Raw genomic sequence first — 26227 nt, forward strand, 5'->3', positions numbered from 1 at the left:
GGGCCCGCCGGGGCCCGCTTTCTGTCCTTGGTCGTCCGCTCAGGCGTCGACGGTCGCGGAGGCGCGCCGGCGTGCCGGGCGCCAGCGGCGCGCGGGTTTCGCCGCGCTGGGGGCCGAGGCGCTCTCGTGCCGGCGCGGCTTCTGCTGCGCGCCATGCCCCGCGGGACGGCCCGCGCCCTGGGGCGACGGACGGCCGCGGCGGGGACCCTTGCGGGCGCCGCCGCGCGGCTCGGGCGGCGCCTCGCCGCTGGCGACGGCGACGGGCACGCCCGTGAGCTTCTCGATGGCGCGCAGGAGGCCGATGTCCTCGGACGTGCAGAAGGCCACGGCCTCGCCATCGGCGCCGGCGCGGGCGGTGCGCCCGATCCGGTGGACATAGGATTCCGCGACCTCGGGCAGGTCGTAGTTGTAGACATGGCTGACGCCGGGGATGTCGATGCCGCGCGCGGCGACGTCGGTGGCGACCAGAACCCGGATCTCGCCCTTGCGGAAGCCCGCGATGGCGCGCTCGCGCTGGCCCTGGCTCTTGTTGCCGTGGATCGACCCGGCCTTGAAGCCCGCCGCGACCAACTGCTTCATCAGCCGCTCGGCGCCATGCTTGGTGCGCGAGAAGACGAGGCTGAGTGAATCGCGATCCTCGGCAATCAGGCGCTTGAGCAGGTCGGTCTTGGCCGACTGCTCGACGAAATGCACCGACTGGCGCACGAGATCGGCGGCGCGGCCCGGGGGCGAGACCTGGACCCGGACGGGGTCCGAGAGATACGCGCGCGAGAGCTCCTCCATCTGCCGGGGCATGGTGGCCGAGAACAGCAGCGTCTGGCGCGGGGTGCCGACCAGGGTCGCGATCTTGCGCAGGGCGTGGATGAAGCCCAGATCGAGCATCTGGTCGGCTTCGTCGAGCACCAGGAAGCGCGCGGTGTCGAGGCGCACGGCGCGGCGCTCGACCAGGTCGAGTAGACGCCCGGGCGTCGCGACCAGGAGGTCGGTGCCGCGCGAGAGCATCCGGATCTGGTTGTTGATCGAGGCGCCACCCACCACCGTGGCGACCCGCAGATCGGTGCGGCGCGTGTACGCACGCAGGTTGTCGGCGATCTGGTTCACCAGCTCGCGGGTCGGCGCGAGCACCAGCGCGCGCACGGTCCGGGCCTCGGGCAGGTGCTTCTCGGCCATGAGGTGCTGGACCAGCGGCAGCCCGAAGGCCGCGGTCTTGCCGGTGCCGGTCTGCGCGAGGCCCATCAGGTCGCGCCCTTCGAGCACATGCGGGATCGCGTCCCGCTGGATCGGGGTCGGCGCCTCGAAGCCGAGAGCGGCGATGGCGCGGAGGATGGATGAATCAAGCCCGAGGGCTTCGAAAGTCGTCAAGGGATATGCCTTTTCGTGTTGTGCGGGCGCACGAAGCGGCCCGCAGCCCCGCTCCTGCGGGGGCGTCGGGACGGACCCGCGCCCGGCATTGCGCCGCGCGAGGCCCGATGGCTGGTTCCGGCCCGGTAACGCACGCCTTGCGCGCGATCGGGCCGTGAGAACCCAGCGTGAATTGGGAACCCGGTCGGAGGCTGTCGGGCGCCCCATGGGCGACCGGCGTGCCTTGCATCGTGTCCTGCACCGGAAAGTCCGCGCCGCCTGGGCGCAACGGAAGGGGTGCGGGCCGTTCACGCGACGGCCGAGCAACGTGCGCCCCTCACATCGGGCGCCGGGCCCGGAAAGTCAAGGACTTGTTGCGCTGCGGCAAAGCGCCCCCGGCAGGGCGTGACGCCGGGGACGCGGGTGGTGTGCGCCGCGCGATTAGGCGGGCACGATGTTGTGCGCGGGTCCGTATGGGAAGCGCGTGATGTTCTCGGCGCCCGTTTCCTGGACCACGAGAATGTCGTGCTCGCGATAGCCGCCGGCGCCCGGGGTTCCTTCCGGCACCGTCAGCATCGGCTCCATCGAGACGACCATGCCGGGTTCGAGCATCGTGTCGATGTCCTCGCGCAGTTCGAGCCCCGCCTCGCGCCCGTAATAGTGGCTCAGGATCCCGAAGGAGTGGCCATAGCCGAACGAGCGGTAGCGTAGGAGATCGCGCGCCTCGAGGAAGGCGTTGATCTCGGCGACGATATCCGAGCAGCGCACGCCCGGGCGGATCAGTGAGAGGCCAAGCTCGTGCGCGCCGACATTGGCTTCCCACAGCTTCAGCGAGGCGGCGTCGGGCTCGCCGAGAAAGAGGGTGCGCTCGAGCGCGGTGTAGTAGCCCGAGATCATCGGGAAGCAGTTGAGGCTGAGAATGTCGCCGGGGGCGAGCGGCCGGGCGGTGACCGGGTTGTGCGCGCCATCGGTATTGATGCCGGACTGGAACCAGACCCAGGTGTCCCGCAGTTCCGAATCGGGAAAGGCGCGGGCGATCTCGACCTCCATGGCGTCGCGCCCGGCAATGGCCACGTCGATCTCGCGCGCGCCCGCGCGGATCGCGTCGCGGATGGCGAAACCGCCGATGTCGGCAACCCGGGCACCCTCGCGGATCAGCGCGATCTCGGCGGCGGACTTCACCATGCGCTGGCGCATCGCATCGGGGGCAATGTCGACAACTTCGGGCGCATCGAGAAAGTCGGCCAGCTTCTCGCGCGCCTGCAGCGTCAGGTGATCACCTTCGACGCCGATGCGTCGCGGGCGTCCCGCGACGTGCCGAACCGCGCGCCAGAAATTGTCGCGCTGCCAGTCGGTGTAGACGATGTTGTCGCCCTCGGTCCGCCGCCAGGGTTGCCCGCCGTCGATATTGGCCGAGACGCTGGTGACCCGGTCATGGGTGACGACGGCGCCGAAGGGGCGCCCGAAGGCGCAATAGAGAAAGCCCGTGTAATAGGCGATGCCGTGCATCGAGGTGAGGATCACCGCGTCGAGCCCATGGGCCGCCATGATTGCGCGCAGTCCGGCGACGCGGGCGGCGTACTCCTCGGGCGCGAAGGGCTTGGGCGCGGGCACGCCGTTGCGAAAGGTGAAGAACTCGGGGCGTGGGGTCGTGGTCGGGGATGCCATGCGAACCTCCCTTGGTCCCGGGGAGATCCGTGATCCGCCGCCGGGACAGAAGATCCCGGCGTGCAGGACGGTGCGGGCCCGGGCGACAGCCCGGCAGAGCCGCAAGCATGGCGGGCACTCCCCGCCCCGGCGACGCCATCGCCGGACGCTCGGGCGAGAGATTGCACGGCGCCAGGGCGCCTGTCACGCGGAAACGAGGCGTCGCATCGGCGCCACGAGGTTGGAAATACGCCAGATTCTATGTCCCATTCCGGGAAAGTCGCGAGTTGGTCACTTTTCTTTCGCGCGAATCGGCGCATGCTGAGGATGCGGGGTGAACGGAGTTGCGTGATGGAAAACGATTTGCCGAGTGAGATGCGCTCTGCCCTCGATAAACGATCTCCCAACCCAGGGCGGCGCGCGCAGGGACTGTTCGCGGTCGCGACCGCCGCAAGTGGCCCCCAGCGGCACGCAGTTGTCGAGCTGGATCGCCGTGGAATGGTGATCCGCGCCGAGGACACGCCGCACCTGAGGGGCTTCGTCGACATCGTGAAGGGCGAGGACCGCATCGGACGCCATCTCGTCGTGCTCTCGTGGGCGCGGGACGGGCTGGCAGGTTACGAGTTCAAGCGCGGTGGTCATGCCGGCTCGGCGCCGGCGGATTACGAACGTCCGGCTCACGGCGCGCTGATCGAGGGGCCCCGGGCCGGCGGCTGAGCCGCGTCAGAGGTCCACGCTCGCCGTCATCGTAAGCCGCCCGTCGTTACCGCGGATCCAGAGGTCCGCACCTTCCGGCGCCTCGCGCCCGCAGGCGGTGAAGGTTTCGCCGGCGAAGACCGGCGCGAGCGCGCGGAAGTCGAAGCGCCGGATTCGATGCGCGCCACCCGCCATGTCACCCGCGAGATCCAGCAGAAGCGTTGCGAGCAGCGGGCCGTGCACCACGAGGCCCGGGTAGCCCTCGGTTTCGGTCGCGTGGCGAAGGTCGTAATGGATGCGGTGGCCGTTGAAGGTGAGGGCCGAGTAGCGGAACAGCTCGACCGGTCCCATCGACCATTCGCGCCGGGCGGTCTCGTCGGTCGGGGCAGCCTTCGGCGCCGGAGGCTTCGCGCCCGGCTCGGGATCGAAGCGGTAGACGATGTCCTGCTCCTCGACGATGGCGGGCCCGCCGCTTCCGCCGATCTCGTGGCGTACGGTCACGAACGTCATCTCGCCCGCCCGACCGGTCTTTTCGGCGACCTGCGCGATCGTCGAGCGTCGCGTGGCCGGCGCGCCGAGCGGCATCGGCGCGTGGAACTCGACCCGCCCTCCGGCCCACATCCGCCGCGGCTGACGCACGGCGGGCATGAAGCCGCCGGTCGCGGGGTGGCCGTCGGGGCCGAGCTCGGTGCGTGGCCGGGCCTCGAGGAAATACATCCAGTGCCAGAACGGCGGCAGCGCGTCGCCGGGGGCGAAAGCGGGTCGGTCGAGTCCCAGCGTCGCGACCAGGGCGTTGGCGGCCCAGGGGCTCATTGGGTCGGTTTCCGTGCGGCTCCGGCCAACCCAGTCCGTGGGGTCGGGCGTGGTCATCGCGGCCTCCTGCGATCGGCTTGGATCGAGGCATAGCGGCAAAGCGGCACGCCGATCCACCCCTTTGGCAGCGGGCGGTTGACGCGAGGTGTGGCGCCGGGCTTCTGTGGCCGCGACAACCTTTGGGAAGGACATCAGATGGCACGCAATCTCGACGCCGGAAGCGCCGGTGCGCGCACGCTCGCAATCCACGCGGGCGAGCGGCCCGATCCCGCAACGGGGGCGTCGAGCCCGAACATCGTCATGTCCTCGACCTTCGTCACCGAAAAGCCCGAGGGCTTCTCGGCCAGCGAGCTTACCGAGGAGAGCCCGTTCGTCTACACCCGCTGGGCAAACCCGACCGTCCGCGGCTTGGAGGAAAAGGTCGCGGCACTCGAGGGAGCGGAGGCGGCATCGGCCTTTGCCAGCGGCATGGCGGCGGCGCATGCGATCCTGGCCTCCGAACTGTCGTCCGGCGACCGGCTGGTGCTCTCGGACGTGAGCTATGCAGGCATCGCCGAACTGGCGCGCGACACGCTGCCCCGGATGGGCGTCGAGGTTGCGACCGTCGACATGTCGGACCTCGCGGCGGTCGAGGCGGCGGTGACGCCCGGGACGAAGCTCGTCTTCATCGACACGCCCTGCAATCCGCTGATGCGCCTGACCGATATCGCCGCGGTGGCGCGGATCGCGCATGCGGCCGGCGCGCGGCTGGCGGTCGATTCGACCTTCGCCACCCCGGTCGCGACGCGGCCGCTGGAGCTTGGCGCCGACTACGTGATGCATTCGGCCACGAAGTATCTCGGCGGGCATGGCGACGCCATCGGGGGCGTGGTCTGCGGCAGGGCGGAGTTGATCCGTCCGCTGGTGAGCGAGGCCATCGTCCACTACGGCGGGATCATGTCGCCCTTCAATGCCTGGCTGATCGCGCGCGGAGCCGCGACCTTGCCGCTGCGGATGCGGGCGCATGAGGAGACCGCTCTGGCGGTGGCGCGCTGGCTCGAGGCCGACCCGCGCGTCGAGCGGGTGATCTATCCGGGCCTTCCCAGCCATCCGCAGCACGACCTCGCGCGGCGGCAGATGAAGAATTTCTCGGGCATGCTCAGCTTTCGCGTGAAGGGCGGCGAGGCCGAGGGTGCCGAGGTCGCGACCCGGATGGCCGCGCGGCTGCGCGTGATCCATCACGCCGTATCGCTGGGCCATCACCGCACGCTGGTCTGCTGGATGCCGACGGCGAGCCTGATCGAGACGTCGTTCCGGCTCGAAGGCGCGCAGGCCGCGGCCTATCGTGACTGGGCCGGGGACGGGATCTTCCGGCTTTCGATCGGGCTCGAGGATGCGGCGGACCTGATCCGCGATCTCGACCAGGCGCTCTGACTTCTGCCGGTCAGGCGCGGAGCAATGCAAAGGCGAGGTTGAGGGGCGAGAAGAAGCCCGTCCCCACCGTGAGCCCGAGGGTCACGAGCGTGACGGCTGCCATGGCCATCACGCCCTGCTTGTGCAATCCGCCCCGCGCGGCCCTGCGGGTCAGCACGACATTGACCGCCAGAATGGCGCCCGCACCGGCCATGCTGAGCAGGACGGCACCAAAGGTCGCCCCTTGTCCGTGCAACGCCCCCATCCCGAGCCAGAGGACGCGCCCGGCAACGGGCGCGCCAACCAGGTTGAACAGGATGAAGGCGGTCACGGGGCTCATCCGCGCGTCACTTCAACTCGAACACGACCGACACGCTGACCGACAGCGTCTCCTCGCCGCCCGCGATCGGAACCGAGGCCGCATCGGCCATGGCCATGCGCATCTCGAGCTTGGGCATCGGCATCATGGCGCCGCCCTCGACGAGCGAGAGCACCGGGCCGAGTGTCGCGCCGATCGCCCCGGCATAGATTTCGGCCTTGCGCCGCGCATCGGCGGCGGCAGCCTCGCGTGCCGCGTCGAGGCGGGTCTCGCGATCCGAGACGTCGAACCAGATGCCGCCGATGTCGGTCGCTCCGGCCTGCGTCGCCCGGTCGAGAAGCCCGCCCAGCGCATCGAAGTCGCGCGCGGTGACCTGCACGGTGTTGCTGGCGCTGTATCCGCGGATCTTGGGGCGCTCGTCGTTGCCCTCCGGTCTCGACCAGAGTGGCGAGAGCGAGACATTCGTGGTCCGGATGTCCCGCTCCTCGATCCCGGCGGCCTTCAGCGCCTCGAAGATCCCGCTCATCGCCTTCGAGTTGCGGTCGAGCGCCTGCGCGGCGGTGTTGCCCTCGGTGGTGACGCCAAGGTTCACGCGGGCAATGTCGGGCGGCGCGGTCACCTCGCCCCGGCCGGTCACCGAAAGGGTTCGGGGCGGTGCGCTTTCGTCTGCGATGGCAGGGGCAGCAGCGAAAATCGCGAGCGCGAGAATGAGGCGCAGCATGGCGTGGTCCTTCAATTGGCGCCCCCGGATGGGGTGCTTGGGTGACGTGCCGCGATCTTACGCACGGGCATGGAATTCTCCAGCGCCCGCTGCCTGAAATTTTTCTCGCGGCAGGGTGCCGAAATGTCCCGAATGCGACGTCCTCCGGCGCAATCGGGCGCGCTGTTGCGTGAAAATACGGCGCAAAATTTCACGCACCCAAGGCCCCTCGGGGCGAATCACGGAGCGGCGGCGGATGAAAGCGGCGCGACTGGAGGAGACGGCCCGGGCCGGCGGCGTCGGCGCGGATCTGCGCGCACTGCGCCGGGCGCGCAACCTCACGCTCGCGGCGCTGGCGCTCAGGATCGGGCGGTCCGTCGGCTGGCTCTCGGAGGTCGAGCGCGGGATCACCGATCCCCCGATCGCCGACCTTCGCCGCATCGCGAATGCGCTGGATCAGCCGCTCTCGCTCTTCTTCGGCGGCGCCGAGGGGCCCGAGGCCGAGCGCGGCCATGTCGTGCGCGCGGGCGCGCGCAGGACGCTGGGCGGCGCCGGCGAGGGGCTCTGCGAGGAGTTGCTCTCGCCCGACCTCTCGGGCTCGTTCGAGATCGTTCGCTCGGTCTTCGCGCCGGGCGCGCGGCTGACCGAGCCCGTGACCCGGCCGACCGAGGAGGCGGGCTACATCGTATCCGGCACGCTCGAGATCGAGATCGAGGGCGCGCGCCACCGCCTCGGTCCCGGCGACAGCTTCCGCATCCGGGGCGAGGCCTTCCGCTGGCGCAATCCGGGCACCGAGCCCGCCGTCGCGATCTGGGTGATCGCGCCGCCGGTCTATTGAGGGCATTGCGATGTTCGAGACGCTGATGTCGATCGATCCGTGGACGGGCGTGGCCTTCGTGATCGCCTCGGTCGTTCTGATGATCACGCCGGGGCCCGGGATGATGTTCTGCATTGCCTGCGGGCTGAGGGGTGGCGCCTGGGCCGGCGTCGCGGCTGGAGTAGGCTCGGCCGTCGGCATGATGGTGCATGCCATTCTGGCTGCAGCCGGCCTCTCGGCGCTGATCCTCGGCGCACCGGGGGCCTATGACGCGGTGCGCTGGATCGGCGCGGCCTATCTCGTCTGGCTGGCCTGGTCGAGCTGGACCGCGGGGGACGATCTGGGCGGGAGGCTGGGGCGCAGCCGGATGGCGCGCGCCTTCGCTCGCGCACTCGCAACCAACCTGATGAACCCGAAGGTCATCGTCTTCATGGTGGCCTTCCTGCCGCAATTCGTGGACCCGGCCGTCGGGCCCGCCTGGGCGCAGTTCCTGATCTTCGGCGCGGGCGTCGCGCTGATCGGGCTGATCTTCGACTGCCTCTATGGCGGGCTCGCCGGCCTCGTTGCCGAGCGGTTGAAGCGCGCATCGCGCCTCATGAACCGGGTGAGCGCCGTGGCCTTCGGCGGCCTTGCCGCGCGCATCGTGCTGGATTGAGAAAGAAAGAGGGAGAGAGCGTCATGGCAGACCTGCCCACTACCGCCCGCGTTGTCATCATCGGGGGCGGAGCCGTCGGCGCCTCGGCGCTCTATCACCTTGCGCTGGCCGGATGGACAGACTGCGTGCTGCTCGAGAAGAACGAGCTCACCTCGGGCTCGACCTGGCACGCGGCCGGGAACGTGCCGACCTTCTCGTCCTCGTGGTCGATCATGAACATGCAGCGGTATTCGGCCGAGCTCTATCGCGGGCTGGCGGACAAGGTCGACTACCCGATGAACTACCACGTCACGGGCTCGATCCGGCTCGCGCATTCGCGCGAGCGGATGCAGGAGTTCGAGCGGGTGAAGGGGATGGGGCGCTACCAGGGCATGGAGCTCGAGATCTGCTCGCCCTCGGAGCTGCGCGAGAAATATCCCTTCCTCGAGACGCACGACCTGAAGGGTGGCCTCTGGGATCCCTACGACGGCGACATCGACCCCGCGCAGCTGACGCAGGCGCTGGCCAAGGGCGCGCGCGATCTGGGCCAGAAGATCATCCGTTTCTGCCCCGCGACAGGCGTGCGCCGCGAGGGCGGTGACTGGGTCGTCGAGACCGCGCAGGGCGAGATCCGGTGCGAGTACGTGGTCAATGCCGCCGGCTACCGCGCGCAGGAGGTCGGGCGCTGGTTCGGCCGCGAAGTGCCGATGGCGACCATGAGCCACCAGTACATCCTGTTCGAGGAAGTGGAGGAGGTGGCGCAGCTGACAGCCGAGCGGGGCCGGAAGCTGCCGCTGCTGCGCGATGTGGATGTGAGCTACTACCTGCGGCAGGAGAAGAACGGCTTCAACCTCGGACCCTACGAGCGCAATTGCCGCGCCCACTGGGTGACGCCCGATGACCCGATGCCCGATGACTTCTCGTTCCAGCTCTGGCCAGACGACCTCGAACGGCTCGAGCATTACCTCGAGGACGCGCTCGCCCGCGTCCCGGTGATGGGCAAGGCCGGGCTTTCCCGCGTGATCAACGGCCCGATCCCCTACACGCCCGACGGCAACCCCCTGATCGGGCCGATGCCGGGGGTGCCCAATGCCTTCGAAGCCTGCGTCTTCACCTTCGGGATCTGCCAGTCGGGCGGTGCCGGCAAGGTCCTTGCCGAATGGGTGACCGAAGGCGGCACCGAGTGGGACATGTGGTCCTGCGACCCGCGCCGGTTCGGGCGCTGGATCGACCACCAGTACTGCGTCGACAAGGCGATGGAGGTCTACGGTCACGAGTACGGGATGCATTTCCCGCATCACGCCTGGCCCGCCGCGCGCGACCGGCGGCTGTCGCCCGTGCACGACAAGGTAAAGGCGCTCGGCGGCCAGATGGGCGCCTACAATGGCTGGGAGCGCGCATTGTGGTTCGCGAAGGAGGGCGACGATACCTCGGAGGCCGCGACGCAAACCTGGGAGCGGGCGGGCCCGTGGGAGCCGCGGGTGCGCGAGGAATGCGAGGCGGTGAGGGACGCGGTCGGCGTGCTCGACCTGCCGGGCTTCTCGCGCTTCAACCTCTCGGGCGCGGGGGCGGCGGACTGGCTGCTGGGGCGGATCGCCGGGGCGCTGCCCAAGGTCGGGCGGATGAACCTTGCCTATTTCGCGGACGCGCGCGGGCGCATCGTGACCGAGATGTCGGTGATGCGGCATGACGTGGATTTCTTCACGCTGATCACGGCCGCGACCGCACAGCTTCACGATTTCGAACTGCTGGAGCGCGACCTGCCCGAGGGCCTGAGCCTGACCGATCACACGGACGAGTATTCGACGCTGATCGTCTGCGGTCCGGGGTCGCGCGCGCTGTTCGACGAGATCGCCGAGGCCGACCTGACCCTGCCCTGGCTCAGCCATCAGCCCGCGCGCGTCGCCGGCCGGAACGCGGCGCTGGCGCGGGTCAGCTTCGCGGGCGAGCTTGGCTGGGAGGTCCATGCGGCGGTTGCCGATATCCCCGCAATCTACGATGCGGTGCTCGCGTGCGGTGCGAAGCCTTTTGGGATGTTCGCGCTCGACAGCCTGCGCATCGAGAAGGGCTATCGCGCCTGGAAGGGCGATCTCTCGACCGACTACACGTTGCTGGAAGGCGGGCTCGATCGGTTCGTCAAGTTCGACAAGCCGCAGGATTTCCCCGGAAAGGCGGCCCTGATGGCCGAGAAGCAGCGGGGCGTGAAGAAGCGCTTCGTGACCATGACGGTCGAGGCGGGCGCGGCAGACGCGCCCTACATGTCGACCGTCTGGCTGGGCGACAGCGTGGTGGGCGAGACGACCTCGGGCGGCTGGGGCTACCGTGTCGGCCGCTCGCTCGCGCTCGGCACGATCCGGGCGGATCTCGCGGTTCCGGGCACGAGGCTAGAAGTCGAGATCTTCGGCGAGCGGTTCCCGGCCGAGGTGCAGCCGGACGGGCCGCTGTGGGACCCTGAGAACGCGCGGCTGAGGGCCTGATCGGTGGCGGCCGGCCTCGACCATCTGCGCGCGCGCTATCCGGGGGCCGAGACCTTCCGGTTCGGCGACAGCGCGGCGCTGTCGGCGGAGCTGCTGGCGCTCGTGCGGTCGGGCGCCAAGCGGGCCACCTGCACGCCGCTTCGCGAGGTCGAGGAGGGGCGCGAGGCCATGCCGGTCGTCGGCCGACGCGACATCGTGCTCGACTGGGCGGGCACGCCCGCGCTGGTGATCGAGACGGTCGAGGTCACGCTTTGCCGCTTCGACGCGGTCGGCGCCGACTTCGCGCTGGCCGAGGGCGAGGATGAGAGCCTCGCCGGATGGCAGGCCGGTCACCGCCGCTACTTCGAACGAAACGGGGGCTTCTCGCCCGACATGATGCTGGTCTGCGAGCGGTTCGCGGTCATCGAGGATCTTGGGGAGGACGGCGCATGAGCCGGATCGTTCTGACGGATGGCGGCATGGGGCAGGAGCTGCTGGCCCGGACCGGGCTTGCGCCGACGCCGCTGTGGTCGGCGCAGGTGATGCGCGAGATGCCCGAGGCGGTGGAGCAGCTGCATCTCGACTATATCCGCGCCGGCGCACGGGTGATCACGGTCAACGCCTATTCGGCCGAGCCTTGCCGACTGCAGCGCTTCGGTGTCGAGGATGCCTTCTCCGAGTTGCAGCAGACGGCGTGCCGGCTGGCCCTTCGCGCCCGGGACCGCGCGGGCGATGCCGGCGCCGGCGTAAGGATCGCGGGCTGTCTGCCGCCACTCGAATGGTCCTATGTTCCCGAGCTTGCGCGCTCGCAGGACGAGGCGCTGCCGATCTATGATCGCGTGGTGGTCGAGCAGGCGCCGCATGTCGACCTCTTCCTTTGCGAGACCATGGCGGCGGCGGGCGAGGCCGCGGGGGCCGCGCGCGCGGCGGCGAAGTCGGGCAAGCCGGTCTGGGTGTCGTGGACCGTGTCCGAGGAGAGACAAGCGACCGTGCGCAGCGGCGAGCCGCTGGCCGACGCGATCGCGGCGCTGGGCGAGACGCCGGTTGCCGCGCTGCTCGTCAACTGCTCCTCGCCCGAGGCGGTCGGGCGATGCATGACGGCGCTGTCGGCCGATGGCCGGCCTTTCGGCGGCTATGCCAACGGGTTCACGCCGTTCGAACGCGGGCACGCGCTGGGCAAGACGGTTGAGGACCTGTCGAGCCGCACGGACATGGGCCCGGCCGCCTATGCCGGGCATGTGATGCGCTGGATCGGCGACGGCGCCACGATCGTCGGCGGCTGTTGCGAGACCAATCCGGCCCATATCGCCGAGATCGCGCGACGCCTGGCCGAGGCTGGCGACGAGATCCTCGCGCCCGAGTGCGCGCCTTGAGCCATGCGCTTCCCGAGAGGATGTCGGGCGTCCTGCTGACGGGTCATGGCGGCCCCGAGAAGCTGGTCTGGTCGGACGCGATCCCGGTGCCGCGCCCTGGTCCGGGCGAGGCGCTGGTGCGCGTGCGGGCGGCGGGCGTCAACAACACCGACATCAACACTCGCATCGGCTGGTACGCGAAAGAGGTCGCGGGTGGCACCGACACCGTCGATGCCGCCGAGGGGATCGAGGCCGGCGGCTGGTCCGGCGCGCTCGATTTTCCTCTGATCCAGGGTGGAGACCTCTGCGGCGAGGTCGTCGCGCTGGGCGAGGGGGCGGTGGGTCCGGGCATCGGGGCGCGGGTGATCTGCCCGATCAACCTGCCCGAGCCGACCGAGGCCGCGCCGACCGCGTTCCGCGCGCTCGGCTCGGAGCTCGACGGCGCCTTCGCGCAGTTCTGCGCTGTTCCCGCGCGGCATCTTCACGATGTGAGTGCAGCGCCACTGAGCGACGTGGAACTGGCGGCGATGCCTTGCGCGTATGGGACCGCATGGAACCTGCTTTCGCGGTCTGGTGTCGGCATGGGCGACCGCGTCCTCGTCACCGGCGCCTCGGGCGGGGTCGGGCTCGCGGCGGTCCAGCTTGCCAGGCATATGGGCGCCCATGTCACCGCGCTGTCGGGCGCGGCGAAATGGGACGCCGTGCGGGCGATGGGGGCGGACGACGTGCTCGAGCGCGATGCCGTCCTGCCCGCAGGCGCCTTCACCGCCGTGATCGACGTGGTCGGGGGACCCGGCTGGGCCCGCGTGATCGACGCGCTGGCTCCAGGCGGGCGCTACGCCGTGTCCGGTGCGATCGCCGGGCCGGTCGTCGAGGCCGACCTGCGCACGATCTACCTCAACGACCTGACCCTCTTCGGCTGCACCTACCAGCCCGCCGAGGTCTTTGCCGGGCTGGTTGCGCTGATCAACGCCGGCGCGATCCGCCCGCTTGTCTCGGCGACCTATGCGCTGCGAGACATCGCCCGGGCGCAGGCCGATTTCGCTGCCAAACGCTTCCCTGGGAAGCTCGTCCTTCTGCCACCCGAGGTCCTGCCATGAGCCAACTTCCCACGCGCGCGCGCGCCGTCATCATCGGAGGCGGCGTTGTCGGCTGCTCGGTCGCCTATCACCTGACGAAGCTCGGCTGGTCCGACGTCGTTCTGCTCGAACGCAAGCAGCTGACCTGCGGCACCACCTGGCACGCCGCCGGGCTGATCGGTCAGCTCCGCGCTTCGGCCAACATGACGCGCCTCGCGAAATACTCGGCCGATCTCTATCTCGGGCTCGAGGCCGAGACTGGTGTCGCCACCGGAATGCGGCAGGTGGGGTCGATCTCGGTCGCGCTGACGGGCGAGCGGCGCGAGGAGCTTTACCGCGGCGCGTCGATGGCGCGGGCCTTCGGCGTGCCGGTCGAGGAAATCTCGCCCGACGAGGTCAAGGCACGCTATCCGCATCTCAACATCGACGGCGTGAAGGGCGGTGTCTGGCTGCCGACCGACGGGCAGGCCGATCCCGCCAACATCGCGCTGGCGCTTGCCAAGGGCGCGCGCATGCGCGGCGCGAAGGTGGTCGAGGGCGTGAAGGTTGCCGGCGTCACGCGTGCGGGCGGCCGGGCGCGCGGCGTCGACTGGGAGATGGGCGGCGAGCGCGGTCACATCGAGGCCGAGGCCGTGATCAACTGCGCAGGAATGTGGGGGCGCGAGGTCGGCCGCATGGCCGGCGTCTCGGTGCCGCTCCAGGCATGCGAGCATTTCTACATCGTCACCGAGGCGATCGAGGGCCTGACCCAGATGCCGGTCCTGCGTGTGCCCGACGAATGCGCCTACTACAAGGAGGACGCCGGCAAGATCCTTCTCGGCGCCTTCGAGCCCGTGTCCAAGCCCTGGGGCGCGGACGGGATCCCCGAGGATTTCTGCTTCGACCAGTTGCCCGAGGACTTCGATCATTTCGAGCCGATCCTCGAGCGCGCCGTCAACCGGGTGCCGATGCTGGCCGAGGCGGGCATTCACACCTTCTTCAACGGGCCCGAAAGCTTCACCCCCGACGACCGCTACCTGCTTGGCGAGGCGCCGGAATGCCGGGGCTTCTGGGTCGCCGCGGGCTTCAACTCGATCGGCATCCAGTCGGCCGGCGGGGCGGGCATGGCACTGGCGCAGTGGATGGAGGATGGCGAGCCGCCCTTCGATCTATGGGACGTCGACATCCGCCGCACGCAGCCCTTCCAGTCGAACAAGCGCTATCTGCTCGAGCGCTCGACCGAAACGCTGGGGCTGCTCTACGCCGATCACTTTCCCTACCGCCAGGTCGCGACGGCGCGGGGCGTGCGGCGGACACCGCTCCACGAACATCTCAAGGCTCGCGGAGCGGTGTTCGGCGAGACCGCGGGATGGGAGCGCGCCAACTGGTTCGCGCGCGAGGGCCAGGAGCGCAAGTACCGCTATTCCTGGGGGCGGCAGAACTGGTTCGCCAACGCCGCGGAGGAACACCGTTCGGTGCGCGAGGCCGTCGGGCTGTTCGATCTTTCGACGTTCGGAAAGATCCGGGTCGAAGGCCGCGACGCCGAGGACGTGCTCCAGCGCATCTGCGGCGCGGACGTTCGGGTGCCGGTGGGGCGCATTGTCTACACCCAGTTCCTGAACGCGAAGGGCGGGATCGAGGCGGACGTGACCGTCACCCGCCTGTCGGAGACCGCGTTCCTCGTGGTCACCCCCGCGGCCACCCTGCGGCGCGACCTTGGCCGGATCCATTCGCTCATCCCTGACAACGCGAACTGCGTGGCGATCGACGTCACCTCGGCCGAGGCGGTGATCGCGGTGATGGGGCCCCGGGCGCGCGACCTGCTGGCGCCGCTGGTCGGGTCGGGCCTCGGGAACGCCGAGTTCCCCTTCGGCACGGCGCAGGAGGTCGATATCGCGATGGGGCGAGGCCGTGCGCATCGCGTGTCCTATGTCGGCGAGCTTGGCTGGGAGCTGTATCTTCCGTCGGACCAGGCGGCGCATGTCTTCGAGGCGATCGAGGAGGAGGGGCGCGCGCATGGCCTCAGGCTTTGCGGCCTCCACGTCCTCGACTCGTGTCGGATCGAGAAGGCCTTCCGGCACTGGGGCCACGACATCACCGACGAGGATCACGTCCTCGAGGCAGGTCTCGGCTTTGCCGTGAAGCTCGACAAGGCGCCGTCCCGTTTCGGCGACTTCATCGGGCGCGAGGCGGTGCAGGCCAAGCGTGCGGCGGGCCTCGAGCGGCGCATGCTCCAGTTCCGCCTCGAGGATCCCGAGCCGCTGCTTTACCACAACGAGCCGATCCTCCGCGATGGAGAGATCGTCGGCCATCTGACCTCGGGCGCCTATGGACATCACCTGGGAGCGGCCATCGGGATGGGCTATGTGCCCTGTACGGACGAGAAGGGGGACGCGCTGCTGAACTCGGACTGGGAGATCGAGGTCGCGGGCCGTCGTGTCGGGGCCGAGGCGAGCCTCAAGCCGCTCTATGATCCCTCGGCGGACCGGGTGCGGGCCTGACAGGCCCGCTTTCCCCGCCAAAGTAGCGGATCAGTCCGCGTCACCGCGCACGGCATCGCGAAGTCGTGCGAGGTGCCGGGCCGCGTCGCGCGCATCGACCTCGGCCTCCCGCACCAGCCAGTCGAAATGCTGGGTAAGGGACTTCAGCCGCGACGACTCGCGGAAGGCGAGGTAGAAGCGCCCGACATAGATCACCCCCACGAGTGGCCCGAACAGGGTGATGGGCGCGCTGAACACGCGGCGTGCATCGAACAGGAAGAGCCGAAGCGAGGGGTAGAGCTCGTCGCACAGCGTCGCGAGCTGCTCGATCTGCACGCGCCGTGCCTCGGCGTCGAGGCCCCGGTAGTAGCCCTCGCCACGCGCGAAGGCATCGATCTCGTGGAGCGGCAGTGCGATCTCGTAGTCGGATTCGGCCGAGCGCAGCCAGTCGATCTTGTCGCGCATCGCGCCGATCGCCTGGTCGGGCGTCTTTCCCAGGAAGGCCGCGTATTCCCAGCGCATCACGGCTTCGGTTTTCAGTATGTCAGGCAGGGTCGCGGGCACATGTCGGATCTTATAGCCGGCGGCCTCGCGGTGCCATTCGAGGAGCTGCTCGTCCGAAATGGTTCGCGCGGCCTCGGTCATCTGCATCGCCGCCGCGACGATGTCGCCCGGACGCTCGGGCCGGTCGGTCAGGCCCAGGAGCCAGTCCGTGCTGACTGCGAGCGCCGAGGCGCAGTCGGCAGCGAGCTGCGCATTCGGCAGCCGCACCGCCTGCGCGTCCAGCAGCTGCGAGATTGTCGAGCGGTTCACGCCCGTTGCACGCGCGAGCGCGCTGCGGTTCGTGCCCGCGTGCTCCATCGCCGACAAGAGGCGTTCCCGAAAGGTCGCCGCGCGTGCTCGCTTGTCCATTTTTTGCATGACGGTTTATTAATATAAACAAACGACGAGTTTTGTCGTTCATTGTCAGAATACCGGACCTGCCGACCCTCTGCTAGCGCTGTGCACGTAAAAGCGGAGGCGGGTGATGGACACGACGGCGCGGACGATTGCGAAAGCGGTGTGTTGGCAGGCACTTGGCGTCGTGGTGATGACGCTGCTCGGATATCTCTTCACGGGCTCGGTCGGCGCGGGCGGCGCGCTTGCGGTGACCTCCGCGGCGATCGGCACCGTGAATTATGTCGCGCATGAACGGGTCTGGGCTCGGATCTCCTGGGGCCGCGTCGCCGAGCAACACGGCGAAGGGCCTCTAGGCGGTTGAGCGTTTGCGATCGACAGCTGTTGCGTTCAGCCGGTCAGATCGCGCCGCACCCGGTCGAACATCGCTACGGCAGGGGCGATCAGCGCATCGGGGAAATCGTAGTCCGGATTGTGCAGCATCGGATGGCGCTCGCCCGCCCCCAGGAAAACCATCGCGGCCCTGGCGTGCTGGCCGAAGCGGCCGAAGTCCTCGGAAGCCCGCATCGGCAGGTCGAACTCGGCCCGAGGGATGCCCACGGCCTCGATCGCGCGGGCCAGGTGAGTCGTTGCCTCGGGATCGTTCTCGCAGGCGTCGAAGGCGTCATGGCGGCTGATCGCGAGGCCCAGGCCCGCCGCTTCCGCCTCCTGCCGAGCCAGCTGCGTGGCTTGGGCCTCGAGATCGGCCATGTCGGCATCGGTGAGGGCACGGAGTGTGACCAGAAGCTCGGCCTCGCCCGGCGCAATGCCGAAAGCACGCTCGCCAAGGCGCGCATGCGTGACCGTTGCCAGCCGGAAGCCCGGAACCAGGTCGCCACCCGGGCCGAGCGCCGTCAGGGCGGGCATCAGGCGTGCCAACGCCATCGACGGTGAAACGCCTGCTTCCGGGACCGAGGCGTGGGAGGTCTTGCCGGTCAGGAATATGCGCAATCCCACCGACGCACAGTTGGCAGGCCCGGGCTGAAGCGCCGCCTTGCCCAGCGGAACGCCCGGAAGATTGTGGAGCGCAAAGGCGTAGTCGGGCGCGATCTGGCTGAAGCGTGGGTCAGCGATCACCGCTGCTGCGCCCGAGCCATCCTCCTCGGCCGGCTGGAACATCACGACCACGCGACCGCGCTCGGGCCGTGAGCGTGCGATCATCCGCGCGAGACCGGCGAGGATCGTCATGTGGCCGTCATGGCCGCAGAGATGTCCCTTGCCAGGCCTCGTCGATCGGTAGGGGAGATCGGAAAGCTCGGCGATCGGCAACGCGTCGAGTTCGGCGCGGAACATCACCGTCGGACCCGGGGCCGCGCTCTCCCAAACCGCCGCGACGCCATGCCCGCCCATGGCGGTCAGCACCGAATCGGGGGCACAGGATCGAAGCATCCTGACCACGTCCTGCGCGGTCTGCTTTTCCTCGCCCGACACCTCGGGACGGGCATGAAGATGCCGGCGCCAGGCCGTCAGCTCGACGATGTCGCTGTTGGTGAGTGCCATGATCCGTCCCACGACTCGATGTGCGGCAGGCTAGACCGGTGCGCGCCTGCGGAAAAGCCGGGGCGCAACGTCTGAATACGGCGCTTCAAGCCGCAAACGAGCAAGCCAGTGGGGGTGCCCGCTTTCTAGCCTGCGGGATCATGGCTGTGCCGGCACGGCCACATGGAGGTTGCGATGGACGAACCCAAGGCCGCCGATACCCGAACGGATCAGCCCGAGGAGGGTTCTGGGGACGTCGGTGCCGCAGCCTGCCGATCGCGTCGCGCCGGGGGGCGCGCGGCGAGGCAAGCCCTGCGTGCCGCGCCATTGGCCGAGGATGTGCGCCCGATCCGGCCCGGCCTTTCGGGTGGACGGTACCAGCCGCTGAGCGAGGCCGGCGTCCAGCGCATTCATGAGGCGGCGCTGACGGCGCTTGAGGAAATCGGCCTTGCCGACGCGCCGCCATCGGGTGTCGCAGCCCTGACGGGGGCGGGCGCCGTGCAGGGTGTGGACGGCCGCATCCGCATCCCCCGCGCACTGGTCGAGGACATGCTGGCGGTCGCCGCGCGCAACATCACGCTCTGCGGCCAGGATCCGCGGCACGACATGCATCTTTCGGGGTCGCGAGTGCATTACGGCACCGCTGGGGCCGCGGTGCACATGGTCGATGTCGAGGGACGTGTCTACCGCGACTCGACGGTGCAGGACCTCTATGACGCGGCGCGGATCACCGAGACGCTGGATAACGTGCACTTCTTCCAGCGCCCGATGGTCTGCCGCGACGTGACCGACAACCTCGAGATGGATCTCAACACCATCTATGCCTGCGCACGGGGCACCACGAAGCATGTCGGCGTGAGCTTCGTCGAGGCGAGCCATATCGCGCCTTCGATGGAACTTATTCACATGCTGGCGGGCGGCGAGGACAAGTGGCGCGCGCGGCCCTTCATCTCGAACTCGAACTGCTTTGTCGTGCCGCCGATGAAGTTCGCGACCGAGAGCTGCCTCGTGATGGAGGAGCTGATCCGCGCGGGCATGCCGGTCCTGCTGCTCTCGGCCGGGCAGGCCGGGGCGACCGCTCCCGCCTCGATCGCCGGCGCCATCGTGCAGGCGGTGGCCGAGTGCCTCGCGGGTGTGGTTTACGTCAACGCGATCGCACCCGGGCATCCCGCGATCTTCGGCACATGGCCGTTCGTCTCGGACCTGCGCACGGGCGCGATGTCCGGGGGGTCGGGCGAGCAGGCGCTGCTGACCGCGGGCTGCGCGCAGATGCACCGCTTCTACGGCTTGCCTGGCGGTGCGGCGGCGGGGATCGCGGACGCGAAGCTTCCGGACATGCAGGCCGGATGGGAGCAGATGTGCTCGAACGTCATGGCGGGGCTCGCCGGCCTCAACATGGTCTACGAGGCGGTGGGCATGCATGCCTCGCTCCTGGGCTTCTGTCTCGAGAGCCTGATCCTGGGCGATGATCTGCTGGGGCAGGCCGAGCGCTGCGTGCGCGGTATCGAGGTGACGGAGGACGCTTTGTCGCTCGACGCGATGCGCGCGGTCTGTCTCGGCGGGCCCGGCCACTACCTTGGCCATGATCAGACGCTCGCGCTGATGCAGCGTGACTATGTCTATCCGCGTCTGGGGGATCGGACGTCGCCGAAGGAATGGGTCGAGAAAGGGCGCCCCGACCTGATCGCGCGCGCGGTCGCGAAAAAGCGCGAGATCCTCGAGGGCTTCTTCCCGATGCATGTCGCGCACGAGACCGACAAGGCGATCCGCGCGCGATTCCGCATCCACTTGCCGCAGGAGGCCGTCGGCCTCTGAGCGGCGTCAGTTGACGGCGCGCAAGCCGCCGATGCCGGTGTAGAGCCGCGGTCCGCTGCAGGAAAGCCCGCGCAGTTCGAACTTCTGCTGTGGCTCGGCGAGTTCGTGGCGCTCGATCACGCGAAGCGCTCGGCCGCCGCCCGGGTCGCCCATCACGGCGAAATCGAGGATCTGCTGACGCTCGGCCAGGATCGGCTCGAGCTCGCGGGCAAGCGGGCGGGCGAGCGCTTCGGCTTCCTCCGGCGCAAGGGTGCGTGTGAGCGGCATCATGAACCGCGAGCCGACGAACCCCATGCGTGCCGTGGCCGTCTCGCGCGCCTCGGCGTCGGTGTCGAACTGCGCGAGGCGGGCACTGATCGTCTCGATGAAGTGCTCGAGCGCTGCCGAGGTCGTCGCGGGCGTCAGCACGATACGGCCTTCGACTACCGCGACCGAGAGGCGTGGCAGCGTGAAGACTTCGAGCACCGAACTCAGTGACGCAAGCTCCCGCTCGAACGCCCAGGCACTGGCCCCGCGCCGGAACCGGAAGGGGGCGTAGATCTCGGCATGAAGCCCCTGATATTCGAGCGGGCCCGTCACCTGTTCGGGCCTGAACGGCAATCCTGCGCGGTCGTAGCGCGCGCGCCGCTCGGCCGCGTCGGCGCACCAGCCGGTCCAGGACGCTCCGAACCGGGCGAGCGGGCTGCCTGGCTGCGGAACCCAGGAGATCGCGAAGCGCTCGAAAATATCGATCATCTGTCTGCCCCATCGTTCGGAGAACGTCATCTTCCCGTAAAAATAGCGAGTCCCTGCATGATTTCTGTGAGGAGTTTCACATTCCGGTAGGCTTTTGCTGGCTCGACGCTCCGCAGGAACTGGCCCCTCGCATCCGGGGGCATAATCTGGAAAATGTGGCAAGCGGAGCAGTTCGGAGGAAGCGGTGAGCGCGGCAGGGACGACGAGAACGGCAACCGAGCCGGCCATCGAGACGAGCCCGCAGGTTTCGGACGAGGTTCGCCGGACCACGTGCTACATGTGCGCCTGCAGGTGCGGCATCAATGTTCACCTGCGCGAAACCGCCGACGGCGTGCCGATCGTCTCCTACATCGAGGGGAACCGCGACCATCCCGTGAACCGGGGCGTTCTATGCGCCAAGGGCTCGGCCGGGATCATGCAGCACTATTCGCCGGCGCGCCTGATGCGGCCGCTGCGGCGAAAGGGGCCGCGTGGCTCGGGCGAATTCGAGGAAATCAGCTGGGAGGAAGCCCTGGCGACAGCCACGTCGTGGCTGGCACCGGTACGGGCGGATGATCCCCGAAAGCTTGCATTCTTCACCGGCCGCGACCAGTCGCAGTCCCTGACGTCATGGTGGGCGCAGCAGTTCGGCACGCCGAACTATGCCGCGCATGGCGGCTTTTGCTCGGTCAACATGGCGGCGGCCGGGATCTACACGCTGGGCGGCGCGTTCTGGGAGTTCGGCACCCCGGACTGGGAGCGCACGCGCCTGTTCATGATCTTCGGGGTCGCCGAGGACCACGACTCGAACCCGATCAAGATCGGCCTGGGCAAGCTCAAGGGACGCGGCGCGAAGGTGATCGGCGTCAATCCCGTGCGCACGGGCTATAACGCCATCGCCGACGAGTGGGTCGGCATCACGCCCGGGACCGACGGTCTCTTCATCCTCTCGCTGGTGCACGAGCTGATCCGCACCGGGCATGTCGACGTCGACTATCTCTCGCGATGGACGAACGCGCCCTGGCTGATCAGCCGCAGCACGGGGGCGGGCTTCGGTCTGGTCGTGCGCGACGAGGCGGGCAAGCCGCTCGTCTGGGACACGGTGACCGAGCGTCTCCAGCCCTTCGACGCGCCGGGCCTGAAGCCGGCGCTCAAGGGCGATTTCCCGACCCCCTCGGGCGGGCGGGCCACCCCGGCCTTCGAGCTGATGGCGCGCAAGTATCTCGAGCCCGAGCATGCGCCCGATGCGGTGTCAGCGCGCTGCGGGGTGCCGGCGGAAACGATCCGACGCATCGCCGCCGAGATCGCGGACGCGGCCTTCAATCACCCGGTCACGATCGACGAGCCGTGGGTCGATTTCCGGGGCGAGCGGCACGAGGGCTTCACCGGCCGTCCGGTGAGCTTCCACGCGATGCGGGGGATCTCGGCGCATTCGAACGGCTTCCAGACCTGCCGCGCGCTTCACGTGCTGCAACTGCTGCTGGGCACGGTCGAGGCGCCCGGCGGGTTCCGGTTCAAGCCGCCTTATCCCAAGCCGCTCGAAGCCCACCCGACGCCGCACTGCCACACGCAGCCGAACTGCCCGCTTCCCGGCCCGCACCTTGGCCTGCCGCGCGGGCCCGAGGATCTCGCGCTCGACGATGATGGCGGGCCCGCCCGGATCGACAAGGCGTTCTCGTGGGAGGCGCCGCTCGCGGCCCATGGGATGATGCACATGGTCATCTCGAACGCCGCGGCGGGCGACCCTTACCCGGTCGATGTCCTGTTCCTCTACATGGCGAACATGGCCTGGAACTCGTCGATGAACACGGCCGGCGTGATCGAGATGCTCACGCGCAAGCGCGAGGATGGCGAGTACCAGATCCCGAAGATCATCTACGCCGACGCCTATTCCTCCGAGATGGTGGCCTATGCGGACCTGATCCTGCCCGACACGACCTATCTGGAGCGCCACGACTGCATCAGCCTGCTCGACCGCCCGATCTCGGAGCCCGACCATGCGGGTGACGCGATCCGCTGGCCGGTCGTTCCGCCGGAGACGCAGGGGGAAGGGCGCACGGTGCGCGGCTTCCAGTCGGTGCTGATCGATCTTGGCGCGCGCCTAGCGCTGCCCGGCTTCGTCGACGAGGACGGCAGCCCAAGATACGCGGACTACGCCGATTACATGGTGCGCCACGAGCGCCGCCCCGGCGTCGGCCCGCTTGCGGGCTGGCGAGGCGACGGCACCGCCGAGGGGCGCGGCGCACCGAATCCCGATCAGCTGGCCCTCTATGTCGCCAATGGCGGCTTCTGGCAGGCCGAGGTGCCGCAGGGCGCGCGGTTCATGAAGCAGGCGAACACGGCCTACCAGGACTGGGCCGTGGGCATGGGCTTCTACGACAAGCCGCAGCCTTATGTCTTTCAGATCTATTCCGAGCCGCTGCGCCGCTTCCAGCTCGCGGCCGAGGGACATGGGCCGCACCAGCCACCCGAACATCTGCGCGACCGGATCAAGATGGCCTTCGACCCGCTGCCGGTGTGGTGGGAGCCGTTCGAGCAGGCGGCGCTGGATGTCGGGGACTATCCACTCCACGCGATCACGCAGCGCCCGGCGGCGATGTATCATGCCTGGGGCAGCCAGAACGCGTGGCTCAGGCAGATCCACGGCGAAAACCCGCTCTATGTACCGGCTGATGCGATGGCCGAGGCGGGGCTCGCGGACGGCGACTGGGTCTGGGTGATCTCGCATCACGGCCGGATCAAGGTGCGCGTGCGCGGCATGCGGGCGGTCAACCCGCAGACCGTCTGGACCTGGAATGCCATCGGCAAGCGCGAGGGCGCCTGGGCGCTCGATCCCGCCGCGCCCGAGGCAAGGCGGGGCTTCCTGCTTAACCACCTGATCAAGGAGCTTCTTCCCGAGAAGGGCGACGGCCTGCGCTGGTCGAACTCGGATCCCGTGACCGGCCAGGCCGCATGGTACGACCTTCGCGTCAGGATCGAGAAGGCCGAGCCGGGCGAGGAAAGCCTGCCGCGTACCGGGCGGCAGGCCTCGCCCGTGGGGCGGGGCCCGGCCGAACTGCGCTGGGGGAAAGGATGGGCATGAGGCATCACCGGGTCAGGGGCGGTGGCGGCGTCGGCCTTCACGTCGTGGATGCGGGTCCGCGGGATGCGCCGGCGCTCGTGCTTGTCCACGGCTGGTCGCAGCATTACCTGAGCTGGGCGAAGCAGCTTGCGGGCCCGCTGGCCCAACGGTTCCGCGTCGTCGCCTTCGACCTGCGCGGTCACGGGGCATCGGACAAGCCAGAAGCGCCCGAGGCCTACCAGACCTCGCGGCTATGGGCCGAGGATGTCGCAGCAGTGATCACGTCGCTGGCGCTTGCGCGGCCCGTGCTGGTCGGATGGTCGATGGGCGGCTGGGTGGTGCAGGACTATCTGCGTCATTTCGGACCCGGAGCGCTCGGCGGCGTCGTGTTCACCGGAACCTCGCCCCGGATCGGCCGCCATGCCGATCCGGCTGTCGTTGCGATGCGCAAGCCGGACGTGCGGGCCGAGGGCATGTATTCCGAGGATCAGGGCCGGCAGGCCGAAGCCGCGATCGCCTTCGTCAAGGCTTGCGTCGCCTCGCCGCTTTCCAAGCGCGATCTCGCCTACATGGTCGGGCTCAACATGCTGACGCCGCCGGGCGTGCGGCGAGCGGCACGCATGCGGGACGAGGATTGGCGGCGGGATCTCGCGAGGCTCGAAGTCCCAGCCCTGGTGATCCAGGGCGCGGCCGAACGCGTCTGCCTCAAGCCGATGTTCGAGGACATGGTGGCCGCGATTCCCGGCGCCCGGTCGGTGATCTATCCGGGTGCAGGACACGCGCCCTTCTGGGAAACGCCGGAGCGGTTCGACGCCGATCTCGCGGATTTTGCAGCCGAGTTGCATGAAGGTGCCGCATGACGAGCCTGCCCGAGCGGACCGAGCGCAAGATGGGGCTCGTGATCGACCTCGACATCTGCGTCGGGTGTCACGCCTGTGCCGTCAGCTGCAAGGAGTGGAACACCCAAGGCTATGGCGCGCCCCTCTCCGACCAGGACCCGTACGGCGCCGATCCCTCGGGAACCTGGCTCAACCGGATCCACAGCTTCGAGATTCAGCCCGAAGGCGCGCCCGCTCAGATCGTGCATTTTCCTAAAAGCTGCCTGCACTGCGAGGACGCCCCCTGTGTCACCGTCTGCCCGACCGGTGCGAGCTACAAGCGCGTCCAGGACGGGATCGTTCTGGTGAACGAGGACGCCTGCATGGGTTGCGGGCTTTGTGCCTGGGCCTGCCCCTATGGTGCGCGCGAGCTCGACCGGGCTGAGGGCGTGATGAAGAAATGCACGCTCTGCGTCGATCGCATCTACAACGACAACATCCCCGAGGAGGACCGCGTGCCGGCCTGCGTGCGATCGTGCCCCGCGGGTGCGCGGCATTTCGGCGATTTCCGGGATCCCGCGAGCGCGGTCAACCGCATGGTGCAGGACCGCGGCGGCATGGACCTGATGCCCGAGCAGGAGACACGGCCGGTGAACAAGTACCTGCCGCCGCGCATCCGCGACCGTCACGCGACGGCGCCTGAGACCGTGCGGCTCGCGTCCCTGGCCGAGCCCGAGGCGACCGGCTTCCTCGGCTGGCTCGACCGCGCGCTGGGGAGGCTGGGCTGATGCATCCCGCGCCGTCGATCATCGTCTTCACCGTTCTCTCGGGGCTCGGGCTCGGGATGGTGTTCTGGGTGGGGCTGGGTGCCGGCCCCGATCAGGGTGCCGCGCGCTGGTGGATCACCCTGCTCGCGCTCGGCTTTGCCGCAGCGGGAGGGGCCGCTTCCACCGGCCATCTCGCGCGGCCCGACCGGGCCTGGCGGGCGTTCAGCCAATGGCGTTCGTCCTGGCTCTCGCGCGAGGCCTGCCTGATGGTCGCGGCGCTCGGGGCCTTCGCGCTCTACGCGGCGATCTGGATGCTTGGCGGCACCCGGTACTGGCTGCTGGGCTGGCTCTCGTCGGTGCTTGCGCTCGCGACCGTCTATGCGACCGCGATGATCTACGCGCAGCTGCGCACCGTGCCGCGCTGGAGCCTCGCACCCACGCCCCAGATGTTCCTCGCCCTCTCGGCCGTCGGAGGCCTTCTGGGCGTCGGTGCGGCAGCGGCGCTCGGCGGCGCGTCTGCGCCGTCGGGCTGGGTCGCGCTGGGAATTGCGCTCGCGGCCGGCGTGGCGGTCTGGTGGCAGACGGTCGCGGCGGGGGCCGGGCGGCGGGCATCAGGCTCGGACATCGGCACGGCAACGGGCCTCGGCCGCCTGGGACGAGTCCGGCTGTTCGAGCCGCCGCATACGGGGCGCAACTACCTGCTCGACGAGATGGCCTTCCGCGTGGCGCGCGGGCGCGCGTTCCAGCTTCGCCGCATCGGCGCGGTGCTCGGTTTTCTCGTGCCTCTCGCGCTCGCGCTGCTTGCCTGGGCGCTGGGCGGGTGGCTGCTCGTGCCAGCGCTGATCTCGCATGTCGCGGGGGTCCTGGCGCTGCGCTGGCTGTTCTTTGCCGAGGCCGAGCATGTCCAAGCCTTCTATTACGGCATGCGGTGA

General features: G+C 69.3%; 23 protein-coding genes. 15 read left to right on the forward strand and 8 right to left on the reverse strand.

The window, feature by feature from the left end:
* Positions 1-39: 39 nt before the first annotated feature.
* Both H0I76_RS08750 and H0I76_RS08755 read right to left on the reverse strand, forming a co-directional pair.
* The gene (locus H0I76_RS08750) at positions 40-1362 is read right to left on the reverse strand and encodes a DEAD/DEAH box helicase (protein ID WP_200609368.1); all 1323 of its coding nucleotides are present in this window, start codon (positions 1360-1362) and stop codon (positions 40-42) included.
* Between the two features lie 420 nt (positions 1363-1782).
* Positions 1783-3009, reverse strand: coding sequence for an aminopeptidase P family protein (locus tag H0I76_RS08755; RefSeq protein ID WP_200609369.1), 1227 nt, complete (start codon positions 3007-3009; stop codon positions 1783-1785).
* 477 nt (positions 3010-3486) lie between these two features.
* On the opposite strand from H0I76_RS08755, the gene H0I76_RS08760 reads away from it, so the two are divergent.
* Positions 3487-3705: a hypothetical protein gene (locus H0I76_RS08760; RefSeq protein WP_200609370.1), complete on the forward strand. Its 219-nt coding sequence runs from the start codon at positions 3487-3489 to the stop codon at positions 3703-3705.
* Between the two features lie 6 nt (positions 3706-3711).
* Here H0I76_RS08760 and H0I76_RS08765 read toward each other — a convergent pair whose 3' ends face one another.
* Positions 3712-4554: an FAS1-like dehydratase domain-containing protein gene (locus H0I76_RS08765; protein WP_200609371.1), complete on the reverse strand. Its 843-nt coding sequence runs from the start codon at positions 4552-4554 to the stop codon at positions 3712-3714.
* A 138-nt stretch (positions 4555-4692) separates the two neighbouring features.
* Here H0I76_RS08765 and H0I76_RS08770 point away from each other — a divergent pair, with 138 nt between their 5' ends.
* The gene (locus H0I76_RS08770; protein WP_200609372.1) at positions 4693-5910 is read left to right on the forward strand and encodes a trans-sulfuration enzyme family protein; all 1218 of its coding nucleotides are present in this window, start codon (positions 4693-4695) and stop codon (positions 5908-5910) included.
* A gap of 10 nt (positions 5911-5920) precedes the next feature.
* Here H0I76_RS08770 and H0I76_RS08775 read toward each other — a convergent pair whose 3' ends face one another.
* Positions 5921-6229: a hypothetical protein gene (locus H0I76_RS08775; RefSeq protein ID WP_200609373.1), complete on the reverse strand. Its 309-nt coding sequence runs from the start codon at positions 6227-6229 to the stop codon at positions 5921-5923.
* Positions 6230-6236: 7 nt separating this feature from the next.
* Complete coding sequence (locus H0I76_RS08780; RefSeq protein WP_200609375.1) at positions 6237-6929, reverse strand: SIMPL domain-containing protein; 693 nt, start codon at positions 6927-6929, stop codon at positions 6237-6239.
* A gap of 235 nt (positions 6930-7164) precedes the next feature.
* Between H0I76_RS08780 and H0I76_RS08785 the strand changes: the two genes are divergently transcribed.
* Genes H0I76_RS08785 through H0I76_RS08815 form a run of 7 tightly spaced genes read left to right on the forward strand, consistent with a single transcriptional unit; the run spans position 7165 to position 15726 of the window.
* Positions 7165-7746, forward strand: coding sequence for a helix-turn-helix domain-containing protein (locus tag H0I76_RS08785; RefSeq protein ID WP_200609377.1), 582 nt, complete (start codon positions 7165-7167; stop codon positions 7744-7746).
* A 10-nt stretch (positions 7747-7756) separates the two neighbouring features.
* Complete coding sequence (locus tag H0I76_RS08790; protein WP_200609378.1) at positions 7757-8380, forward strand: LysE family translocator; 624 nt, start codon at positions 7757-7759, stop codon at positions 8378-8380.
* A 23-nt stretch (positions 8381-8403) separates the two neighbouring features.
* The gene (locus H0I76_RS08795) at positions 8404-10836 is read left to right on the forward strand and encodes a GcvT family protein (protein WP_200609380.1); all 2433 of its coding nucleotides are present in this window, start codon (positions 8404-8406) and stop codon (positions 10834-10836) included.
* A gap of 3 nt (positions 10837-10839) precedes the next feature.
* Complete coding sequence (locus H0I76_RS08800; protein WP_200609382.1) at positions 10840-11268, forward strand: ASCH domain-containing protein; 429 nt, start codon at positions 10840-10842, stop codon at positions 11266-11268.
* Positions 11265-12188, forward strand: a complete 924-nt coding sequence (locus H0I76_RS08805; RefSeq protein ID WP_200609384.1) for a homocysteine S-methyltransferase family protein — start codon at positions 11265-11267, stop codon at positions 12186-12188. Before H0I76_RS08800 ends, H0I76_RS08805 begins: the two co-directional genes overlap by 4 nt.
* 20 nt (positions 12189-12208) lie before the next feature.
* Positions 12209-13267 carry a zinc-binding dehydrogenase gene (locus H0I76_RS08810; RefSeq protein ID WP_200609505.1) on the forward strand — a complete coding sequence of 353 codons (1059 nt, stop codon included), beginning with the start codon at positions 12209-12211 and terminating at the stop codon, positions 13265-13267.
* Entirely contained in the window at positions 13264-15726 is a 2463-nt protein-coding gene (locus tag H0I76_RS08815) for a GcvT family protein (RefSeq protein WP_200609385.1), read from the forward strand. The genes H0I76_RS08810 and H0I76_RS08815 overlap by 4 nt, the downstream gene beginning before the upstream one ends.
* Before the next feature lie 30 nt (positions 15727-15756).
* Here H0I76_RS08815 and H0I76_RS08820 read toward each other — a convergent pair whose 3' ends face one another.
* The gene (locus H0I76_RS08820; protein WP_200609386.1) at positions 15757-16617 is read right to left on the reverse strand and encodes a helix-turn-helix domain-containing protein; all 861 of its coding nucleotides are present in this window, start codon (positions 16615-16617) and stop codon (positions 15757-15759) included.
* Positions 16618-16732: 115 nt separating this feature from the next.
* Here H0I76_RS08820 and H0I76_RS08825 point away from each other — a divergent pair, with 115 nt between their 5' ends.
* Complete coding sequence (locus H0I76_RS08825; RefSeq protein WP_200609387.1) at positions 16733-16966, forward strand: DUF2061 domain-containing protein; 234 nt, start codon at positions 16733-16735, stop codon at positions 16964-16966.
* 26 nt (positions 16967-16992) lie between these two features.
* Here the strand turns inward: H0I76_RS08825 and H0I76_RS08830 are convergent, their stop codons facing one another.
* Entirely contained in the window at positions 16993-18141 is a 1149-nt protein-coding gene (locus H0I76_RS08830) for an amidohydrolase (RefSeq protein ID WP_200609388.1), read from the reverse strand.
* Positions 18142-18315: 174 nt separating this feature from the next.
* Between H0I76_RS08830 and H0I76_RS08835 the strand changes: the two genes are divergently transcribed.
* Positions 18316-19935 (forward strand): trimethylamine methyltransferase family protein, encoded by a 1620-nt coding sequence (locus H0I76_RS08835; RefSeq protein WP_200609389.1) that lies wholly within the window; start codon positions 18316-18318, stop codon positions 19933-19935.
* Between the two features lie 6 nt (positions 19936-19941).
* Here the strand turns inward: H0I76_RS08835 and H0I76_RS08840 are convergent, their stop codons facing one another.
* Positions 19942-20670 carry a DUF1045 domain-containing protein gene (locus tag H0I76_RS08840; protein WP_200609390.1) on the reverse strand — a complete coding sequence of 243 codons (729 nt, stop codon included), beginning with the start codon at positions 20668-20670 and terminating at the stop codon, positions 19942-19944.
* A gap of 184 nt (positions 20671-20854) precedes the next feature.
* On the opposite strand from H0I76_RS08840, the gene H0I76_RS08845 reads away from it, so the two are divergent.
* The 4 genes from H0I76_RS08845 to H0I76_RS08860 are packed head-to-tail and all read left to right on the forward strand — an operon-like array spanning position 20855 to position 26227.
* Positions 20855-23731, forward strand: coding sequence for a molybdopterin oxidoreductase family protein (locus H0I76_RS08845; RefSeq protein WP_325166425.1), 2877 nt, complete (start codon positions 20855-20857; stop codon positions 23729-23731).
* A complete protein-coding gene (locus tag H0I76_RS08850) occupies positions 23728-24570 on the forward strand; it encodes an alpha/beta fold hydrolase (protein WP_200609391.1) in 843 nt (280 codons plus the stop codon). The genes H0I76_RS08845 and H0I76_RS08850 overlap by 4 nt, the downstream gene beginning before the upstream one ends.
* Positions 24567-25316, forward strand: a complete 750-nt coding sequence (locus H0I76_RS08855) for a 4Fe-4S dicluster domain-containing protein (protein ID WP_200609393.1) — start codon at positions 24567-24569, stop codon at positions 25314-25316. Before H0I76_RS08850 ends, H0I76_RS08855 begins: the two co-directional genes overlap by 4 nt.
* Positions 25316-26227: a dimethyl sulfoxide reductase anchor subunit family protein gene (locus H0I76_RS08860; protein ID WP_200609395.1), complete on the forward strand. Its 912-nt coding sequence runs from the start codon at positions 25316-25318 to the stop codon at positions 26225-26227. The genes H0I76_RS08855 and H0I76_RS08860 overlap by 1 nt, the downstream gene beginning before the upstream one ends.

Source organism: Thermohalobaculum xanthum, assembly GCF_016623495.1.
Taxonomy (GTDB): Bacteria; Pseudomonadota; Alphaproteobacteria; order Rhodobacterales; family Rhodobacteraceae; genus Thermohalobaculum; species Thermohalobaculum xanthum.

Coding starts and splice junctions, on each gene's coding strand:
- H0I76_RS08840 (WP_200609390.1), bottom strand. CDS start 20,670: ATGATCGATATTTTCGAGCGCTTCGCGATCTCCTGGGTTCCGCAGCCA.
- H0I76_RS08825 (WP_200609387.1), top strand. CDS start 16,733: ATGGACACGACGGCGCGGACGATTGCGAAAGCGGTGTGTTGGCAGGCA.
- H0I76_RS08775 (WP_200609373.1), bottom strand. CDS start 6,229: ATGAGCCCCGTGACCGCCTTCATCCTGTTCAACCTGGTTGGCGCGCCC.
- H0I76_RS08835 (WP_200609389.1), top strand. CDS start 18,316: ATGGACGAACCCAAGGCCGCCGATACCCGAACGGATCAGCCCGAGGAG.
- H0I76_RS08755 (WP_200609369.1), bottom strand. CDS start 3,009: ATGGCATCCCCGACCACGACCCCACGCCCCGAGTTCTTCACCTTTCGC.
- H0I76_RS08795 (WP_200609380.1), top strand. CDS start 8,404: ATGGCAGACCTGCCCACTACCGCCCGCGTTGTCATCATCGGGGGCGGA.
- H0I76_RS08830 (WP_200609388.1), bottom strand. CDS start 18,141: ATGGCACTCACCAACAGCGACATCGTCGAGCTGACGGCCTGGCGCCGG.
- H0I76_RS08790 (WP_200609378.1), top strand. CDS start 7,757: ATGTTCGAGACGCTGATGTCGATCGATCCGTGGACGGGCGTGGCCTTC.
- H0I76_RS08860 (WP_200609395.1), top strand. CDS start 25,316: ATGCATCCCGCGCCGTCGATCATCGTCTTCACCGTTCTCTCGGGGCTC.
- H0I76_RS08810 (WP_200609505.1), top strand. CDS start 12,209: ATGTCGGGCGTCCTGCTGACGGGTCATGGCGGCCCCGAGAAGCTGGTC.
- H0I76_RS08765 (WP_200609371.1), bottom strand. CDS start 4,554: ATGACCACGCCCGACCCCACGGACTGGGTTGGCCGGAGCCGCACGGAA.
- H0I76_RS08785 (WP_200609377.1), top strand. CDS start 7,165: ATGAAAGCGGCGCGACTGGAGGAGACGGCCCGGGCCGGCGGCGTCGGC.
- H0I76_RS08820 (WP_200609386.1), bottom strand. CDS start 16,617: ATGGACAAGCGAGCACGCGCGGCGACCTTTCGGGAACGCCTCTTGTCG.
- H0I76_RS08815 (WP_200609385.1), top strand. CDS start 13,264: ATGAGCCAACTTCCCACGCGCGCGCGCGCCGTCATCATCGGAGGCGGC.
- H0I76_RS08855 (WP_200609393.1), top strand. CDS start 24,567: ATGACGAGCCTGCCCGAGCGGACCGAGCGCAAGATGGGGCTCGTGATC.
- H0I76_RS08780 (WP_200609375.1), bottom strand. CDS start 6,929: ATGCTGCGCCTCATTCTCGCGCTCGCGATTTTCGCTGCTGCCCCTGCC.
- H0I76_RS08850 (WP_200609391.1), top strand. CDS start 23,728: ATGAGGCATCACCGGGTCAGGGGCGGTGGCGGCGTCGGCCTTCACGTC.
- H0I76_RS08805 (WP_200609384.1), top strand. CDS start 11,265: ATGAGCCGGATCGTTCTGACGGATGGCGGCATGGGGCAGGAGCTGCTG.
- H0I76_RS08770 (WP_200609372.1), top strand. CDS start 4,693: ATGGCACGCAATCTCGACGCCGGAAGCGCCGGTGCGCGCACGCTCGCA.
- H0I76_RS08760 (WP_200609370.1), top strand. CDS start 3,487: ATGGTGATCCGCGCCGAGGACACGCCGCACCTGAGGGGCTTCGTCGAC.